The sequence below is a fragment of the Pseudoflavonifractor gallinarum genome, assembly GCF_014982855.1.
Lineage (GTDB): Bacteria > Bacillota > Clostridia > Oscillospirales > Oscillospiraceae > Pseudoflavonifractor_A > Pseudoflavonifractor_A gallinarum.
Map to the genome: position 1 here is coordinate 41,968 of NZ_JADCKF010000015.1, position 15,514 is coordinate 57,481.

A 15,514-nucleotide genomic window follows, 5' to 3' on the forward strand; every position below is an offset into this window, starting at 1 on the left:
CATCTCGGCGGTGTTCGTGAAAGACCTCTCCCGGCTGGGTCGGAACTATATTGAGGTGGGCAAGCTCACCGAGGAGTTTTTCCCGCTCCATGATGTGCGGCTGGTGGCCGTTTCCGATGGCGTGGACAGTGACGAGGGTGAGGACGATTTCACCCCGTTCAAGAACATTATGAATGAGTACTACGCCAAGGACATTTCCAAGAAGCGCCGGATCGTCAATAAGATGAAAGGTAACGCTGGGATTCCGTTTTCGCCGCCGCCCTACGGATACATAAAGAACCCGGACGATCCCCGGTTTTGGGTCGTTGACCCGGGGGCCGCCGAGGTGGTACGCCGTATCTACCGCATGGCGCTGGACGGGTACGGGCTGGCTGAAACCGCCGCTGCCCTCGGTGAAGATGGGATCGTCAACCCGACCTACTACTGGCGCAGCAGGGGTACAAGCAGAGGCGGCTCCAAAAGCACCGTGGAGCCCACAAAATGGGGACACACCACAATCAAGAAAATTTTGACCACGCAGGAATACTGCGGTGATGTGATCAACTTCAAAAGCTATTCCAAATCCTATAAAATGAAGCGTCGGATTGAGAACCCGGAGGAGAACCGGGCCATCTTCCTCAATGTCCATGAGCCTATCATTGACCGACCAACTTGGGAAAAGGTGCAGGCGTTAAAAGCCGGGACACGGCGCAAGCGCCCCACCGTTACCCAAGAGCCCAGCGTCTTTTCCGGCTATCTGAAATGCCTGGAGTGCGGCGGCAATCTGAATTTCCATTTTAACCAGGGCAACCACGATATTAAATTCTTTAGCTGCCAGAACCACAATTCCGGGCTCCGCAAATGCTCGTCTACCCATTATATCAGGCTGGACTTCTTGGAGCAGGTGGTGCTCTACGAGATACACCGGCTGGCCTGCTTTGCCAATGAGTATGAAAACGACTTTATCAAGGCGATGGTAGGGCGCTCGGCAAAGGTGGCGGAAAATGACCGGGTACGCAAGAAGCGGGAGTTGGACGGGCTGCTGGCTCGGGACAAGGAACTGGATATGTTCTTTGAGCGGCTCTATGAGGACAATGTGTCCGGCAAGATCGACGATGCCCGGTTTGCCAAAATGTCCAAGCGGTATGAGCAGGAGCAGGGCGAAAACGCCAAGAAAATCAAGGCGCTTCGTCTGGAACTGAAAAAGCTGGAAGATAAGCGGATGGATGTGGACACCTTCTTGGAAACGGTGCGGCGCTACACCGATGCTACCGCCATCACCAAGCGCATGGTTGCCGAGCTTATTCAGTATATCGAGGTTTATCCTGCGGTCAAGGAGGACGGTGTTACCAATCAGCGGGTGACGATCCACTACAGCTGCATCGGAGCCTTTGAGGTGCCGGATCGCCGGAAAATCCCCGAGCGGGATATTCTGCTGGAAACGAGAAAAGGCGTAGCATTAAGCTACGCCCCGGCGGTGTAAAGGTGGTGTGGGATATGAGAGCATTTCTCTATTGCCGTGTCGCCCATGAAGATTCTTTCGCATTGGAACACCAGCGGTTTCTGCTCCAGCTCTACGCAAAGCAGGCGGGATATACCATCATCGGCGCTACGGACGAATATGACAGCGGGCTCACATTAGACCGCCCGGCGCTCCAGAAAGTGACCGAGGCCGTTGTCGCTGGCAAGGTGGATGTGGTGTTAGTCCATAACCTGACCCGGATAGGCCGGGAGTGGGGCATGACCCAAAGCTACATTGACCTGCTTACCCGGCACAAGGTAAAGCTCCTGTGCATCCAGGATCGGCTGCTGTTCGATGAAAACGGCGCTGCCCCAATTTTGACAATAAAAAATGCGGAGTGTCCTTTGTAGGATACTCAGATCCTATAAGGACACTCCGCATGGTCCGAGTGACAGGATTCGAACCTGCGGCATCCTGCTCCCAAACGTGTGTCGGAACTTTCAAACGGCACTCTGCCGCCCTCTTTGGCCCTTTCCGCCGCTCCGGCAATTCCTCTTTGACACTCTTTTGCCCTGCGTGTTTCAAGCAAAACTTTCTCCTTTTGGGATGGGTGTGGGATTGGATTCTGTATATTAAAAGAAGTGCCGTCCGGGCTGGCGGCGATAGAGGGCCAGGCCATCGCATAGAGGGCGCAGAAAATGCGCCGCATAAACAAAGAATAGCCGCTTTCGCCTGCGGCCTCCAATCGACAGAGCCGCCCGCCTATGGTATGATGAGACCAGAACGAGAAAAGCCGCCGGATGATTTCCATGGTCAGCCAGAAGAATGATGAAACAGGCAGGGCGAGAATATGAAGCTTAAGAGATATTTGCCGCCGCTTATTATGTGGATCATTTTTGAAACGATCGCGGTGACATTGTGGCTTGTACTGGACAATCTATTCTATCTTTTCAATTTCTCTTATATCGGTACTGCAATCGCTGTTGGCCTGGTCTTGTATCAGCAGAAGAAAAAATACGCCCGGAATGTGGTGCAGTTTGCAGTCGGCATGTATATGCTCGTCTATCTGGGGATTCTTTGCCGGGAAAATATGCAGATCGAGGGATTTTGGTACTATCTTTTCCTCGGTGTGTTTGAAGCGGCGACCATTCATTATGCCGTTGCAAAAATTTTTGGCCCGCTGATCTTTGGGCGTGGGTGGTGCGGCTATGCCTGCTGGACTGCGATGGTTCTGGATCTGCTTCCGTTCAAGGAACCTGCTGCCCCCCGCCGGCGCTGGGGCATGATCCGCTACCTTGTTTTTGCCGCTTCGCTCGTATTTGTCATGCTGCTGTTTGTACTCCAGATCCCGCATAAAGAGGATATCATGTGGTGGAGTTTTATCGTTGGTAATATCTTCTACTATGCCGTCGGGATCGTCCTTGCATACCGCTGCAAAGACAACCGGGCGTTTTGCAAATACATCTGTCCCATTACCGTTTTCCTGAAGCCGGCAAGCTATTTTTCACTTTTCCGCATCCGTGTAGAGAAAGAGAAGTGCATTGGCTGTGGGAAGTGTGAGAAAGTATGTCCGATGAACGTGGAAGTGCCCCATAATTCCCGGAGAAAGAAACACGCAACCGAATGTATTCTGTGCATGAAATGCGTAGAAAAATGCCCCCAAAATGCCTTGAGACTATAACGCTGTTTTATCGGGATGCCTCATACTCCGCCGGATTGCCAGGCAGGCCCATCTGTGGTACTATAACACCAGAACGCGAGGAGGTGCCGTCATGCCCCTGCAAATTGTACGAAACGATATCACCACCATGAAGGTGGACGCCATCGTCAACGCCGCCAACGAGAGTCTGCTGGGCGGCGGAGGTGTGGACGGTGCCATCCACCGGGCCGCCGGGCCGGAGCTGCTGGCCGAGTGCCGCACCCTGAACGGCTGCAAAACGGGACAGGCCAAGATCACCAAGGGTCACCGCCTGCCGGCGAAGTTTGTCATCCATACCGTTGGCCCCATTTGGCGGGGTGGCGGCCACGGGGAACGGGAGCTGCTGGTCTCCGCCTACCGCTCCTCTCTGGAACTGGCCCTGGCCAATGGGTGCGAGACCGTGGCGTTCCCGCTGATCTCCTCCGGGGTGTACGGCTACCCCAAAGACCAGGCGCTGAAGGTGGCGGTGGACACCATCGGGGAATTCCTGCTCTCCCACGACATGACGGTGTACCTGGTCATCTTCGATCGGGCCGCCTACACAATCGGCGGCAAGCTCTTTGCCGACATCGCCGCCTACATCGACGACCGCTATGTGGAGGCCCACACCGACAGCTATGAGAATCAGTGCCGCCGGATGGCTCTGGATGTCATGCCCGTGGAGGAACCACAGTGGATGCCTGCTCCCTGTACCATGGGGGCTCCCGGCCTGGACGAGGCCCTCAGCAAGCTGGACGAGAGCTTTTCCCAGATGCTGCTGCGCAAGATCGACGAGCGGGGCATGACCGATGCCCAGTGCTACAAAAAGGCCAACATCGACCGCAAGCTGTTTTCCAAGATCCGCTCGGATGTCCACTACAAGCCCTCCAAGCCCACCGCCATGGCCTTCGCCGTAGCGCTGGAGCTGCCGCTGGCCGAGGCTCGTGAGATGCTGGAGAAAGCGGGCTTTGCCTTCTCCCACGCCAGTAAGTTTGACATCATCGTGGAGTATTTCATCGCCCACCAGAACTACAACATCTTTGAGATCAACGAGGCTCTGTTCGCCTTTGACCAGAGCCTGCTGGGAGGATAACGCCATGCCGCGGATGGATATAACAGAAATGGCTTTTGCCAGGGTGTACCCCCTGCTGGTAGCCAAGGCGGAGAAAAAGGGCCGCACCCGGGACGAGGTGGATCAGGTCACCGCCTGGCTCACCGGCTACACGCCGGAGGAGCTGGCCGGACTGGCGCAGTCCGACACCAGCTACGGGGACTTTTTCCGAAACGCTCCCGCCATGAACCCGGACCGGGCGCTGATCACCGGCAAGATCTGCGGTATCCGGGTAGAGGAGATCGAGGACCCGCTCATGCGGGATATCCGGTATCTTGATGAGCTGGTGGACGAACTGGCTAAGGGCAAACCCATGGAGAAGATCCTGCGAAAATAGTTGTCGCCTGCCAGGCGACCCATCGAAAGCAAAATCCCCCTATACTGTGCTTGTAAACCAAACAACACAGCATAGGGGGATTTGTTATGAAGAAGAACTTGACGGAACTGGTGTTCATCCTGGATCGCAGCGGCTCCATGCAGGGGCTGGAGGGGGACACCATCGGCGGCTTCAACGCCATGATCGAAAAGCAGAAAAAGGAGCCGGGCGAGGCGTTTGTCTCCACCGTCCTCTTCGACGATCAGACCGAGGTGCTCCACGACCGGGTGAAGGTGAGCGAGGTCCGGCCCATCACCGACAAGGCGTACTATGTCCGGGGCTGCACCGCCCTGCTGGACGCTGTCGGCGGGGCCATCCACCACATCGGCAACATCCACAAGTACGCCCGCCCCGAGGATGTGCCGGAGCACACCCTGTTCGTCATCACCACCGACGGCATGGAGAACGCCAGCCGCCGTTACTCCGCCCAGCGGGTCAAAGAGATGATCCAGCGCCAGAAGGAGAAGTACGGCTGGGAATTTCTCTTCCTGGGGGCCAACATCGACGCGGTGGAAACGGCGGGCCACCTGGGCATTGCCCCCGACCGGGCGGTGAACTACCACTGCGACAGCGAGGGCACCCGCCTCAACTACGAGGTGGTGGGTCAGGCCGTTGCCGCCGTCCGGTGTAGCGCGCCCCTGGACGAGCACTGGAAGGATATCATCGAGGCGGACTTCCGCAGGCGGCAGAAGAAGGGGCGGCGGTGATCGTCGGTCAAAATAAATGAGGGACGGAGGCCACGCCTCCGTCCCTCATTCCTGTCTTAGAGCAAATCAGCCGGTCATTTCAGCTTGGCACCGTCCCGGAAGGCGTTGCCCACCTTCTCGCCCAGCACCCGGTATGCGTTGTGGATGGGGTCAAAGGTGATGGGCCGCAGCTTGTCCGGGTCGATCTTCCCGTCAGCGCCCAAAACGGACTCGTCGGCACTCACGTTGACGATCTCGCCCACCAGACGGCAGCTCTCCGGGTCGTAGCTCACCAGGCGGCACTCCACCGCCATGGGCAACTCGTCGATGAGGGGCGCGTCCACAAACTCCGACTTGGTGGTGTGCCAGCCAGCCTTTGCCACCTTGTCCGCCACCTGGTTGCCGGACTCAATGCCCACATAGTCACAGGCCACCGTCTGCTCCGCCGTGGCCATGCTCACGGTGAAGGCCTTGTGGGCCAGGATGTTGGCGGTGGTCTTATGCTCGGCGCTGATGCACATGCTCAGCTCCTTGTCCTCGCTGATGCCGCCCCAGGCCGCGTTCATGGCGTCGGGGGTGCCGTCCTCATTGTAGGTGGCCAGAATAAAGACCGGCTGGGGATAGGTCCAGGGCTTGGCTCCAAAATTCTTGCGCATAGCGATTCCTCCTTATACATTTGTTTCTATTGTATACCCGGTACACCAAAACATAAAATGCCTGTTGCCTATATGCGGCTATTCGCCGGGGGTATTGGGATCTTTGCCTTCAAAGAAAGGAAGTGCGATGCGCAGCCATTCCTCCGGCAGATAGACGGACAGATAGCCGTGCCCGTATCCTTTTGCCTCGTAGATCCGGCAGGTGGGAAGCAGCTGCTGGAACATACGGGCGGAGTTCTTGACGCACTTCATCTCCTTCTCCCCGTACCAGTACATGACCTGGGCATGGCTGTTTCTCACGCTTTCTTTCACGCGGTATTGCGCCATATAGGTCCGGTACATGGTGTATAAGGTTTTCCGCGGCGTTCTGGGCATATCCTGCAGATAGTATTCCTGGATCTCCTGGGGATAGGTCATCTCTTTAGGCAACAGCTTGGGCATAAGCTTCAGCTGAAGGCGGCACGCCCATTCGCTGAACAGCATCCACCCAAACAGCCATACCGAGGCGATGCAGAACCGGGCCATCATGGGCTGCGGGTAACAAAGACTGCCGTCAACGATGGCTTTTTCGGTAAGATCCGGCTTCCGCGCCAAAAGCTCTATCACGATCTGGCCGCCCAAGGAAACTCCGCACAGGGCGAAGAGGTGTCCACCGCAATGCCGCTGGATATAGTCCATGAGCTGGTCTGCGGTCCGCTCGGTGGAGACATAGGGCGTTTGATATGCCTCGCCATGGCCATCCAGCGTGGGCAGGATCACATGGTAGTGCTGGGCCAGGACGCGGGCCTGCCGCAGGTAGTTCCACCAAGCGTTTCCACCGCCGTGGATCAGCATGATGTGGGGGCGCGTATCATCTCCGAATTCATGAAAGGTCATATTGGATCTCCTCCCGAATGGGTAAAACAGGATGCCTGGGTCATTATACTGCAAGTCTATGCAAAATTCCATACCCGAGCAGAGAGACATCCGGGCCGCATAAAAGCAAGGCTCCCACCCTCTGAAATTCCGAGGGCGGGAGCCTTGCTTATCTCTGCTTCCAGTGCTCCAGTTTCGGTAGCTGGGCTGCAAAGTAGGCTCTGACCTGTTCCGGGGGCCAGGTTTCATTGGCCATGTGGCCCTCCAGAAAGTCCAGCAGCTCCTCCAGGCTGGTGTAGACAAATTTCCCGTCGGTATAGCACCACTTGCAGTACGCCTCGTTGAAAGCGCCGTCCGGCTCCCGGCTGATATTGGCGTCCTCCAGGGGCATGCCGCAGCACTGGCAGATCAGCTGCCGGGGCGAGCCCAGCAGGGTGTTGATGGAGACGTCAAACAGTTTGGAGAGCAGCTTTAGCGTCTCCGTATTGGGCACCGTTTCGCCGGTCTCCCAGCGGGAAACCGCCTGCCGGGTCACGTGGACCTTTTCTGCCAGCTGCTCCTGGGAAAAGCCGCGCCTGGCGCGCAGCTCCAGGAGGATTTCTTTGGGTTCCATATTGATCACCACCTTACCCGAAGCATACCACACGGGGAACAAAAAGCAAAGCAACTGGCTGTTGCCCCCTGGCTTGATGGTTGAGCGGTCAGTGTCCCAATGAACTCGATTTTCTTGACCAATCATCCGCGCGCTGTAGTTTATGCTATAATGGTTCATGCGCGTCGATCAAGGAGGACGGAGGTGACCAAATGGCTGAACCAACGAGCGGCAATCAGCTGGCGCTGCAATTCCAGGCCTGCCGCCCAGCGTTCTGCGCGATTGGAGACGAGACCCGCCAGCTTATTCTCCGGGTGTTCATTGAGAATTGCGGAACAGGGGGCCTGCGGGTGGGAGAACTCCAAGCAAGCACGAATCTCTCCCGCGCGGCGGTGTCCCACCATCTGAAAGTTTTGAAGGATGCGGGGATCATCACATTCCGGCGGGAAGGAACGAAAAATTACTATTATCTGGATTCTGCAAGCAGCAGCCTGCTGGCTGTATCGGAGCTGCTGCAGGATGCCGTCCGGCAGATGAAACACTGCCCGACCTATCAGGAGAACGAAGGAGAACACAAATGAGGGTCTATCAAATCCTATTCAGCCCCACGGGAGGCACAAAAAAGGCTGCCGCTCCCTTTGCGGAGGTATTCGGGCGGGAGGTCAGCACCATTGACCTGACTGATGCCAGCATGGATTTTTCCCGGATCTCTCTGGACAAAGAGGACATCTGTGTCGTGGCCGTCCCCTCCTTTGGCGGCCGGGTCCCGGCCATCGCGGCGGAACGGCTGGAGCGCATCCGCGCCAACGGCGCAATGGCCATTCTGGTGGTGGTCTATGGAAACCGGGCCTATGATGACACGCTGTTGGAACTGAAAACCTGCCTGAAGCGTGCTGGTTTCCGCTGCGCCGCGGCGGTGGCAGCCGTGGCGGAACATTCCATCATGCGCCAGTTTGCCACGGGCCGCCCCGATCCCGGTGATCTGGCGGAACTGTCTCGATTTGCCAAAGAGATCCGCCGGTGTCTGGAGGAGGGGCGAATCCCGGATGACCTGGCCGTTCCCGGCAATGATCCATTCAGGGAGTATTCCGGGATTCCCATCAAGCCTTCCGCCAAGAAGAACTGTACGAACTGCGGGCTGTGCGCTAAGCAATGTCCCGTTCAGGCGATTCCAGCGGCAGAGCCCTCCAAAACCGATCATAAAACGTGCATCATCTGTATGCGCTGCGTCAGCATCTGTCCGGCTCATGCACGAAGCATCAATCCTATCCTAACAACGGTTGCCGCGGGTAAGATGAAGAAGATCTGCGGCGCACCCAAGAAGAACGAACTGTTTCTCGGAGAATGACAAAAGGGTGACTCCCATACTGTCGTTCCTACGAAGGCCCCTGGCTTTCTGCCAGGGGCCTTCGTAGCCTCTATCCTCTTTTCCGCGTCAGGAAAACGCCTGCCGCCGCCGCGATAAGGATGAAGGGGGCCAGGCGGACAAAGCCCCATTCAAATGCGTGGATGGCTACCCCCATGACAGCGGTCTCTGGGGCGCTGTAATCCCAGCCCAGGTAAGGGCTGCCCGCCATCGCCAGAATGACGGCCACGGCCAGGATACCCACGCACACCGCAATGAGCCCCCAGTGGAGGGCCGAGCGCCGCAGGGCCTTTCTCCGGGCAAACTGCAGATTGATGACCTCCAGCTTTTCCGCGAGAGCCTTCACCTCATCCGCCTCCGACTCTGCAACTGTTTCACCCAGCAACGTGCTGACAGGCGTCTCCAACGCCTCCGACAAGGCGATGAGCAGATCGGAATCTGGAACAGATAAGCCTTGCTCCCATTTGGAAACGGTCTGCCGCACCACGTTCAGCTTGACGGCCAGCTCCTGTTGGGAGAGCCCCTTGGATCTCCGGATGGCTTTGATGTTTTCATTGAGCATCGGGATTCAACTCCTTTCGCCCCCATTGTAGGCAAAGCGGCCCGTTGCCGCAAGCAACGCAAACTAACAGCCCCTATTTTTGCAGTTCCCGCCGCAGATCGTCCAGGTACAGCCTCTGCTGCCGCCTCAGATAACCGGGTACAAAGGGGCGCATCCACCAGCGTTTGGCGCTGACGGTTTCGGTGCAATGGAGCCGGATACCGTCCTCTGCTATCTCAAAGATCCCCTCCCAGGAGCCGGACATATTGCCGTTCTCCATGGTGAAGGCCCAGCGGCGGAGCGGCTCACAGGCCGTGACGGTGAAGTTCGTGGCGTAGCCGCTCTTGGTGTGTTCTACGAAGTGGGCCTCGGTCCAGCACCTCTACCCGTTTGAGGTCGCTGCGCCAGGCGGTGTTGGAAAGGTCAGTTACCACCTGCCACACCCGCTCCACCGGGCAGGAAAAGTGGACGGTCACCTTGGAAGTTGGCATAAACTCACCCCTTCTTCGCTTTCTTATTCAGCTTCAGGCTGATGCTCCGGCGGTCCGCTGCCTGTTGAAGCAGTTCCACGGTGGCAAAGGCCCGCTCCTTGATGGGTTGTCCGGCCAGTTCCGGCCGGCTGTCCAAGTCAGCCATCACGGACTGTAATTCCCCCAGCGGCAGAAGATAGACCGCCGTGTGGAAGAGCGTCTTGCGGCGACCGTCGTTGTAGCCCACCAGAAGTGCGTCCAATATGGCGCGCTTTTCCGCTAACTGCGTGAGGTAGGCATCCAGCCCCAGTTCCTGGGCCCGGGCGATATCCTGCTGCCGGTTCCGATGGGGGACGAAGGAGTCCCCATCGTCAAAGCCATCATAGCGGGAGCAGGGGTACTCCGAACACTCCCAGCAAAACGATACCCCGCCGTGGGCCAGGGAGCACTTGGCGATGGCGCAGCTCTGGTTGCCTGCCCCGCTGCCGCAGCCGGGACAGTACCCGCCCAGACACATGGAGCAGAGAGCGCAGTTGAGACCGCACAGGGAGAAGCGGGTCTCTTCTCTGGTAAAGCCCTTCAGTCACTCCCTCCGTTAAAACCACAGTGCTGGTTCCTCCCGGAACACCGGGGTGTCCCCCTGGGCGTAGGGGTCGTAGCGGTTTTCGTTGCACCCGAATTCCTGCAAAAAGCAGATTTGCCCCGCTTCGTTCCAGCGGATGAGGGAGAGCCCGTCAAAGCTCTGGACAGTGCCGTCCGTCATGGCACACCGGAAAGCCCACTCCACCACAGTCTGGTCGCCTTTGTGGAAATACTGCCGGATGTCCCACCACTCCACGGTGCCACGGGTGTTCCACTCGTCAAACCACAGCTTGATCTTCACCCTGCCGTGGTACTCCGGTCCCCAGCTCTCGATGTAGACGGCATTGGGGGCAAAGAGCTCCTCAATGCCCGTATTCTGCTTGTCCAGCCACAGGGAAAACCACTGCTGGATCTTACTTTCCCGCTGTTTTTCTGCGTCCATATCCATATTCTCCTGCTCCATCGCCTGGGCAGCATCCCAAAGCATCAGATATTCCGTACCCTTTTCTGCCGCGATTCGGAAGCCCGCTCGCTGGTAGAGGCACAGGGCCGGGTTTTCCTTCTGGACGGAGAGGGATGCCCGCCGGTATCCATTCTCCTGGAGAAGGAGCAAAAGATCGTTCAACAGCCGTGTCCCGATGCCTTTTCCGCGATACTCCGGCAGCAATGAGATGGCCAGGGAGGGGGTGTCGTTGTCGATGTGGCCGTAGTCCTCCATGATGCGGCACCACGCCGCCCCTACCACTTTTCCTCCAACCTCAGCAACCAGACAATAGTCGCCGGGACGTGTGCCGAAGCCCTCAATATAGACCTGCAGCTCCGGCCGATCCACCACGGACCGGGGCGGCGGCTCCACGCCTTTCGGGAGATAGATGGCCTGATAGAGAAATTCCCGCAAAAGGGTATATTCCTCCGGGCGTATTTCGCGAATGATCGTGTTCATCTCTTCCATCACTCCGTCCGTTTGATGGGCTGTCGGATGACAGTTTTCAGCTTTTCCGGCTGGCACCGCCGCACATCGCTCAGGTAGATCTCATGGTGGAACCGGCCCTGGCTGAAATCCAGCTCATAGCCCTGCGCCCTGGCATATTCCTCCATGGCCGCCACGGTGGCGGGCTCATCGTCATAGGGGCCGATGTGCATACACTGGACACACAGCCCCTCCGCCCAGGAGGAAAACTCCACCTGGGAGAAGTCCCGCTGTTTTTTCTCCGTGGCCTCCCGGACGGCCCGGTCAAAGACCGCCTTGGTCGCAAACTCCGGCAGGCGGATGAGGGAGATCCACCGAAAATCCGCCTTGCGGGAATAGTCCACCCCGTGGACGCCCTCCTGCCACCAAAGGCCCTCCAGCGGCGGCACCACATACTCGAAATAACCCTCCGGCGGGTTCCGCTTGTTCATCTTGATGGTGTAAGCAACCGCGTAGAGCTGTTCCAGGGCCTGCTTGTAGGCGCCCTGTTCCTCGTTGGGATCGCCCTGCCCACGCACCGCCAGAAAGTTCATGGCAGGCACTGTGACGATGCCCGGCGTTCTGGGCGGTAGATAGAACTCCTTGTACTCTTTCTTGTAATCAAAGGCCATGGTTATTTCCTCCGTTTTTTCGGCTGCTCCTGAAGGGCCAGACAGGTCAGACGGGTGAGGGTGGTCATGGTGTCCCGGTCATCCACATCCTCCACCCAGATATAGTCTCTGGCCCCCTCATAGGGCGGAGCCTTGGGCAGATTGGGAAAGGCCGCCTCGCCCGCCGGGGTAATTTTGACAAAGAACTGGTCGCCGCAGATGACGGCGAAGAACACGCCGTCGCAGTAGAGACCATACTCCCCGAACATCTTCCGGCTGCGGATGGTCCCGGCCTCCCGCAGCTGTTCGGCCACATAGTCCACAAAGTCCTGATGAGAGGCCATTTCAATCCCTCCTGTAACGATGGGCCAGTGTTTCGGCCAGCTGTCCCAGCTGCTCCCGCAGCTCCTCCGGCTCCACCAGTTCCGCCTTATCCCCAAAGGTGAGCACCCAGCTGAGGACGCTGTCCGCGTCGGGAAAGCCTCCGGTAAAGCACAGCCGACCGTCCGGCTCCGTAGTGAAGCGGTCCGCCCCGTATTCCTCCACCAGCCGCCAGCGGCAGCTGGGATCAAAGAGCACGGTGATCTGATACTTTGCCGGAAAGAGCCGCTCTGGCTCCAGCTCCGGCAGGGACGCAGCCCGGGGCGGAAAGTCCTCCCCGGTGGTAAGATCCGTCATGCGGTTTAGTTTGAACAGCCGGAAATCCTCCCGGCTCCGGCACCAGCCCCACACATACCAGGCCGACCAGTGGAACACCAGATAGCAGGGCTCCACCGTGCGCACCGACTCCCCTTTGGGGGAGAAGTAGGTGAAGCGGATGGTGCGGTGCTGCTCGATGGCACTCTGGATGAGCTCGATCTTGGGCGGCAGGCTGGTCTTGTACCAGGAGGAGAGGTCGATGAGCATGTGGGCCCCGCCGGACACCAAAGCGCCCGTCCCGGCGGACAGCTTCTCCATCAGCTGGGCATAGCGCCGGGTGCCGCTGACGCTGTCCAGGCTCCGCAGCCCCGCCAGGATGGCCTGCATCTCCGGGGCGGTGAGCACCGTCCGGTCCACCCGGTAGCCCTCCATGATGGAGATGCCGCCGCCCGCACCCTGAGCGGTGGCGATAGGGATGCCCGCCCGGCACAGGGATTCGATGTCCCGCTGGATGGTTCGCCGGGACACCTCGAACTGCTCCGCCAGCTCCGGGGCGGTGACCCTCTCCCGCTGGAGCAGGATGGACAGGATGCCAATGAGCTGCTCCATCTTCAAGGAGACCACCGCCTTTCCTGCTTTTATCTGCATTATACCATAGAAACAGGACAACTGTGTGTCATGTTTGATTTGAAAGCAACCGAGCGGCTTCCGTTCGCGCTGCGATTAAAAGAAAATCAGTTTTTCAGTGGCCATTTCTCTCTTTCTGTGGTATTGTTCGGTTGCCGAAAGAAAAAGAGTCGTCAAATTAGAAAGCTTCCCTTGACTTTGACGCTCCGTCAACTGGTATAGTATCCGTAAGGAGGGATGTTTCATGGAGTATTCCATTCAGGAGCTGTCGCGCCTGTCCGGGGTGACCACCCGCACCCTGCGCTGGTACGACCAGATCGGCCTGCTCAAGCCCAGCCGGGTGGCGGAGAGCGGTTACCGCTACTACGGCGGGGCGGAGGTGGACCGATTGCAGGACATTCTCTATTACCGGGCCCTCGGGGTGGAGCTGGCCCAGATCAAGGAATGTCTGGACGATCCCTCCTTTGACCGTCTGGCCGCTTTGCGAAACCACCTGACCGCGTTGGAGGCGGAGCGGGAGCGGCTGGAAAAGTTGATCCGGTCGGTGAAAGACACCATCGGAGCGGAAGAAAGGAACGAGATTATGAGCGACGAACAGAAATTTGAGGCGTTCAAGCAGCGCACGGTAGCCCATAATGAGGAAGTCTACGGAGCGGAGATCCGGGCCAAGTATGGCGACCAGGAGGTGGACGAGGCCAACGCCGCAGTGATGGGTCTGACCCAGGCGCAGTATCAGGAATGGACGGATCTGGGCCGGGAGATCCAGGAGCGGCTGGAGGCCGCCGTCCGGGCCGGGCTACCCCCGGAGGATCAAGAGGGCAAGGAGATCACCGCCCTCCACCGCCGGTGGCTCACCATTACCGGGAAGCAGTACGACCCGGCCAAGCACCGGGGGATCGCGGAACTCTATGTGATGGATGAGCGGTTCACCGCCTACTACGACAAACAAGTACCCGGCTGCGCCCGCTTCCTGCGGGATGCGGTCGTCCACTGGGTAAAATAAGAATGAAGCAGGCCCCTGGCGATTCACCGGGGGCCTGCTTCTATTTCCGATTCGGTTTCCGTTTGATGGCCAGCAGCCGAAGGAAATTCTCAAACAATGAGGTATCCACCGGCTCAAACATCAGCCATTTCCCATCGTGGTAGGTTGGCGTTCCGTCATAAATGTTTTGTACTTCCGGAGAATAATGCTCTTTGTCGTCCTCGAATTTCAAGCGCTCATCCTTGCCTAAGATGACCATAAACCCGATACAGTTTTCTCTGGCATACAGCGCGCACAGGGTCTTGCCGCCCCGGCGATATTTATATTCATAGGTCCATGCCTTCCCGCCGCTGCCCCACAGGCGATCCATGTCATATTTTTCGTCAATCAGGGCACATAGCTGCGTCCAGATCTCATATAAGGGTTTCCCCACTAACCTTGTCATCTGCTCCGCGCTTGGCACGATCTCAGGCACAACAGCCGCCTCCTCGATTTACTTCTTTTCCACCGGGATCCAGATCTCGCAGTAGTAATCCTGATCCTGGGTCCCATTTTCAAACCTGCTGGCGTCGCTGTAAAGCTCCACGTTGATGCCCGCGGCAATCTTGTAATCAGGGTTCGTGGGCAGCCACTGGGAAAAGATCTGCTGATTCAGTCCCTGGAGCGCATGGGGCATCCGGCCGGTGCAGGGGAACACCGCCCAGGTGTGGGCCGGGATGGTGCGGGTGGTGAAGCCCTCCGGGATCTCCCTGGCGGGATCGTAGTTGTCGGCGATGAGATATTCAAACTCATTTCCGCCCATGCTCTCGTCCAGGTTGATGCCGTATATGCCGCACACCACCTTGCCGCCGCCTGTACCGAAGTGCTCCGCCCAGAACTGGGGGACCTGGGCCACCGCATCCTCATACTTGAAGGTCTTTGCCCGACAGAGCACCGTGAACGCTTCTTTTTTCATAATCTTGCAATCCATGTTTTGACCACCTTCCAATGTCACTTTGATCCGAAGCGGAGCAAAGGAACGGACCGCGCCTCCGCTTTTTCGCAGTGCGGCAGGTGTGAGGCCGTGGAAGCGGGCAAAAGCCTTGGTGAAACTGTCCGGCGAGTCGTAGCCGAACTCCAGCGCGATGTCGATGATTTTCCGGTCCGTCGTGAGGACCTCCAGCCCGGCGGCGGAGAGCCGGCGCTGGCGGATGTAGTCGCCCACCGTCATGCCGCACAGCATGGCGAAGCCCTTCTGAAAGTAAAAGGGGGATAAAGACGCCTGCTGCGCGATGTCCCGGATGGTCAGCGCCTCCCGGAGATGCTGTTCGATATACTGGATCGCCTGATGAATGCTTGTCACCCAATCCATT

Annotated in this window: 22 protein-coding genes; 9 read left to right on the forward strand and 13 right to left on the reverse strand. The window is 58.1% G+C overall.

Annotation, left to right across the window (positions count from 1 at the left end):
- Positions 1–16 precede the first annotated feature (16 nt).
- The 6 genes from INF37_RS14180 to INF37_RS14205 all read left to right on the forward strand — a co-directional run bounded on the left by INF37_RS14180 (position 17) and on the right by INF37_RS14205 (position 5,313).
- Entirely contained in the window at positions 17–1,462 is a 1,446-nt protein-coding gene (locus INF37_RS14180) for a recombinase family protein (protein WP_328821088.1), read from the forward strand.
- 14 nt (positions 1,463–1,476) lie between these two features.
- Positions 1,477–1,851, forward strand: a complete 375-nt coding sequence (locus INF37_RS14185; RefSeq protein ID WP_193539008.1) for a recombinase family protein — start codon at positions 1,477–1,479, stop codon at positions 1,849–1,851.
- A 440-nt stretch (positions 1,852–2,291) separates the two neighbouring features.
- A complete protein-coding gene (locus INF37_RS14190) occupies positions 2,292–3,122 on the forward strand; it encodes a 4Fe-4S binding protein (protein WP_193539010.1) in 831 nt (276 codons plus the stop codon).
- A gap of 91 nt (positions 3,123–3,213) precedes the next feature.
- On the forward strand, positions 3,214–4,212 hold the full coding sequence (locus INF37_RS14195) for an O-acetyl-ADP-ribose deacetylase (RefSeq protein WP_193539011.1): 999 nt from the start codon (positions 3,214–3,216) through the stop codon (positions 4,210–4,212).
- Positions 4,213–4,216: 4 nt separating this feature from the next.
- The gene (locus INF37_RS14200; protein WP_193539013.1) at positions 4,217–4,567 is read left to right on the forward strand and encodes a DUF2200 domain-containing protein; all 351 of its coding nucleotides are present in this window, start codon (positions 4,217–4,219) and stop codon (positions 4,565–4,567) included.
- 86 nt (positions 4,568–4,653) lie between these two features.
- Positions 4,654–5,313 carry a vWA domain-containing protein gene (locus INF37_RS14205; protein WP_193539015.1) on the forward strand — a complete coding sequence of 220 codons (660 nt, stop codon included), beginning with the start codon at positions 4,654–4,656 and terminating at the stop codon, positions 5,311–5,313.
- 74 nt (positions 5,314–5,387) lie between these two features.
- On the opposite strand, the gene INF37_RS14210 is transcribed toward INF37_RS14205, so the two are convergent.
- The 3 genes from INF37_RS14210 to INF37_RS14220 form a co-directional block, all read right to left on the reverse strand.
- Positions 5,388–5,948: a flavin reductase family protein gene (locus INF37_RS14210; RefSeq protein WP_193539017.1), complete on the reverse strand. Its 561-nt coding sequence runs from the start codon at positions 5,946–5,948 to the stop codon at positions 5,388–5,390.
- A 78-nt stretch (positions 5,949–6,026) separates the two neighbouring features.
- On the reverse strand, positions 6,027–6,824 hold the full coding sequence (locus INF37_RS14215) for an alpha/beta fold hydrolase (protein ID WP_193539019.1): 798 nt from the start codon (positions 6,822–6,824) through the stop codon (positions 6,027–6,029).
- Positions 6,825–6,972: 148 nt separating this feature from the next.
- On the reverse strand, positions 6,973–7,416 hold the full coding sequence (locus INF37_RS14220) for a zinc ribbon domain-containing protein (RefSeq protein WP_193539022.1): 444 nt from the start codon (positions 7,414–7,416) through the stop codon (positions 6,973–6,975).
- Positions 7,417–7,607: 191 nt separating this feature from the next.
- Here INF37_RS14220 and INF37_RS14225 point away from each other — a divergent pair, with 191 nt between their 5' ends.
- Positions 7,608–7,976, forward strand: a complete 369-nt coding sequence (locus INF37_RS14225; RefSeq protein ID WP_193539024.1) for an ArsR/SmtB family transcription factor — start codon at positions 7,608–7,610, stop codon at positions 7,974–7,976.
- Positions 7,973–8,743 (forward strand): 4Fe-4S binding protein, encoded by a 771-nt coding sequence (locus INF37_RS14230; RefSeq protein WP_193539025.1) that lies wholly within the window; start codon positions 7,973–7,975, stop codon positions 8,741–8,743. Before INF37_RS14225 ends, INF37_RS14230 begins: the two co-directional genes overlap by 4 nt.
- Before the next feature lie 70 nt (positions 8,744–8,813).
- On the opposite strand, the gene INF37_RS14235 is transcribed toward INF37_RS14230, so the two are convergent.
- From INF37_RS14235 to INF37_RS14270, 8 genes are all read right to left on the reverse strand, one after another.
- Entirely contained in the window at positions 8,814–9,323 is a 510-nt protein-coding gene (locus INF37_RS14235; protein WP_193539027.1) for a helix-turn-helix domain-containing protein, read from the reverse strand.
- Between the two features lie 73 nt (positions 9,324–9,396).
- Positions 9,397–9,567: a hypothetical protein gene (locus INF37_RS15945; protein ID WP_328821089.1), complete on the reverse strand. Its 171-nt coding sequence runs from the start codon at positions 9,565–9,567 to the stop codon at positions 9,397–9,399.
- Between the two features lie 40 nt (positions 9,568–9,607).
- On the reverse strand, positions 9,608–9,793 hold the full coding sequence (locus INF37_RS15950; protein ID WP_328821090.1) for an SRPBCC family protein: 186 nt from the start codon (positions 9,791–9,793) through the stop codon (positions 9,608–9,610).
- Between the two features lie 4 nt (positions 9,794–9,797).
- On the reverse strand, positions 9,798–10,355 hold the full coding sequence (locus INF37_RS14245; RefSeq protein WP_087187555.1) for a DUF3795 domain-containing protein: 558 nt from the start codon (positions 10,353–10,355) through the stop codon (positions 9,798–9,800).
- A gap of 12 nt (positions 10,356–10,367) precedes the next feature.
- Entirely contained in the window at positions 10,368–11,297 is a 930-nt protein-coding gene (locus INF37_RS16045) for a GNAT family N-acetyltransferase (RefSeq protein ID WP_456239159.1), read from the reverse strand.
- An 8-nt stretch (positions 11,298–11,305) separates the two neighbouring features.
- A complete protein-coding gene (locus tag INF37_RS14260; protein ID WP_087187556.1) occupies positions 11,306–11,935 on the reverse strand; it encodes a GyrI-like domain-containing protein in 630 nt (209 codons plus the stop codon).
- 2 nt (positions 11,936–11,937) lie between these two features.
- Positions 11,938–12,258: a TfoX/Sxy family protein gene (locus tag INF37_RS14265; protein WP_193539029.1), complete on the reverse strand. Its 321-nt coding sequence runs from the start codon at positions 12,256–12,258 to the stop codon at positions 11,938–11,940.
- A 1-nt stretch (position 12,259) separates the two neighbouring features.
- Positions 12,260–13,168, reverse strand: coding sequence for a helix-turn-helix transcriptional regulator (locus tag INF37_RS14270; protein ID WP_193539031.1), 909 nt, complete (start codon positions 13,166–13,168; stop codon positions 12,260–12,262).
- Between the two features lie 256 nt (positions 13,169–13,424).
- On the opposite strand from INF37_RS14270, the gene INF37_RS14275 reads away from it, so the two are divergent.
- Positions 13,425–14,183: a MerR family transcriptional regulator gene (locus INF37_RS14275; protein WP_193539033.1), complete on the forward strand. Its 759-nt coding sequence runs from the start codon at positions 13,425–13,427 to the stop codon at positions 14,181–14,183.
- Between the two features lie 40 nt (positions 14,184–14,223).
- Here INF37_RS14275 and INF37_RS14280 read toward each other — a convergent pair whose 3' ends face one another.
- Both INF37_RS14280 and INF37_RS14285 read right to left on the reverse strand, forming a co-directional pair.
- Positions 14,224–14,637: a DUF3788 domain-containing protein gene (locus INF37_RS14280; protein ID WP_193539036.1), complete on the reverse strand. Its 414-nt coding sequence runs from the start codon at positions 14,635–14,637 to the stop codon at positions 14,224–14,226.
- Between the two features lie 18 nt (positions 14,638–14,655).
- Complete coding sequence (locus tag INF37_RS14285) at positions 14,656–15,513, reverse strand: AraC family transcriptional regulator (protein ID WP_193539038.1); 858 nt, start codon at positions 15,511–15,513, stop codon at positions 14,656–14,658.
- Position 15,514: the final 1 nt, after the last annotated feature.

What these genes read in the sequence shown, in the direction of transcription:
- INF37_RS14185 (WP_193539008.1), top strand. Translation starts at nt 1,477, where the DNA reads ATGAGAGCATTTCTCTATTGCCGTGTCGCCCATGAAGATTCTTTCGCA.
- INF37_RS14190 (WP_193539010.1), top strand. Translation starts at nt 2,292, where the DNA reads ATGAAGCTTAAGAGATATTTGCCGCCGCTTATTATGTGGATCATTTTT.
- INF37_RS14195 (WP_193539011.1), top strand. Translation starts at nt 3,214, where the DNA reads ATGCCCCTGCAAATTGTACGAAACGATATCACCACCATGAAGGTGGAC.
- INF37_RS14200 (WP_193539013.1), top strand. Translation starts at nt 4,217, where the DNA reads ATGCCGCGGATGGATATAACAGAAATGGCTTTTGCCAGGGTGTACCCC.
- INF37_RS14205 (WP_193539015.1), top strand. Translation starts at nt 4,654, where the DNA reads ATGAAGAAGAACTTGACGGAACTGGTGTTCATCCTGGATCGCAGCGGC.
- INF37_RS14210 (WP_193539017.1), bottom strand. Translation starts at nt 5,948, where the DNA reads ATGCGCAAGAATTTTGGAGCCAAGCCCTGGACCTATCCCCAGCCGGTC.
- INF37_RS14215 (WP_193539019.1), bottom strand. Translation starts at nt 6,824, where the DNA reads ATGACCTTTCATGAATTCGGAGATGATACGCGCCCCCACATCATGCTG.
- INF37_RS14220 (WP_193539022.1), bottom strand. Translation starts at nt 7,416, where the DNA reads ATGGAACCCAAAGAAATCCTCCTGGAGCTGCGCGCCAGGCGCGGCTTT.
- INF37_RS14225 (WP_193539024.1), top strand. Translation starts at nt 7,608, where the DNA reads ATGGCTGAACCAACGAGCGGCAATCAGCTGGCGCTGCAATTCCAGGCC.
- INF37_RS14230 (WP_193539025.1), top strand. Translation starts at nt 7,973, where the DNA reads ATGAGGGTCTATCAAATCCTATTCAGCCCCACGGGAGGCACAAAAAAG.
- INF37_RS14235 (WP_193539027.1), bottom strand. Translation starts at nt 9,323, where the DNA reads ATGCTCAATGAAAACATCAAAGCCATCCGGAGATCCAAGGGGCTCTCC.
- INF37_RS15945 (WP_328821089.1), bottom strand. Translation starts at nt 9,567, where the DNA reads ATGTCCGGCTCCTGGGAGGGGATCTTTGAGATAGCAGAGGACGGTATC.
- INF37_RS15950 (WP_328821090.1), bottom strand. Translation starts at nt 9,793, where the DNA reads ATGCCAACTTCCAAGGTGACCGTCCACTTTTCCTGCCCGGTGGAGCGG.
- INF37_RS16045 (WP_456239159.1), bottom strand. Translation starts at nt 11,297, where the DNA reads ATGAACACGATCATTCGCGAAATACGCCCGGAGGAATATACCCTTTTG.
- INF37_RS14260 (WP_087187556.1), bottom strand. Translation starts at nt 11,935, where the DNA reads ATGGCCTTTGATTACAAGAAAGAGTACAAGGAGTTCTATCTACCGCCC.
- INF37_RS14265 (WP_193539029.1), bottom strand. Translation starts at nt 12,258, where the DNA reads ATGGCCTCTCATCAGGACTTTGTGGACTATGTGGCCGAACAGCTGCGG.
- INF37_RS14275 (WP_193539033.1), top strand. Translation starts at nt 13,425, where the DNA reads ATGGAGTATTCCATTCAGGAGCTGTCGCGCCTGTCCGGGGTGACCACC.
- INF37_RS14285 (WP_193539038.1), bottom strand. Translation starts at nt 15,513, where the DNA reads ATGGATTGGGTGACAAGCATTCATCAGGCGATCCAGTATATCGAACAG.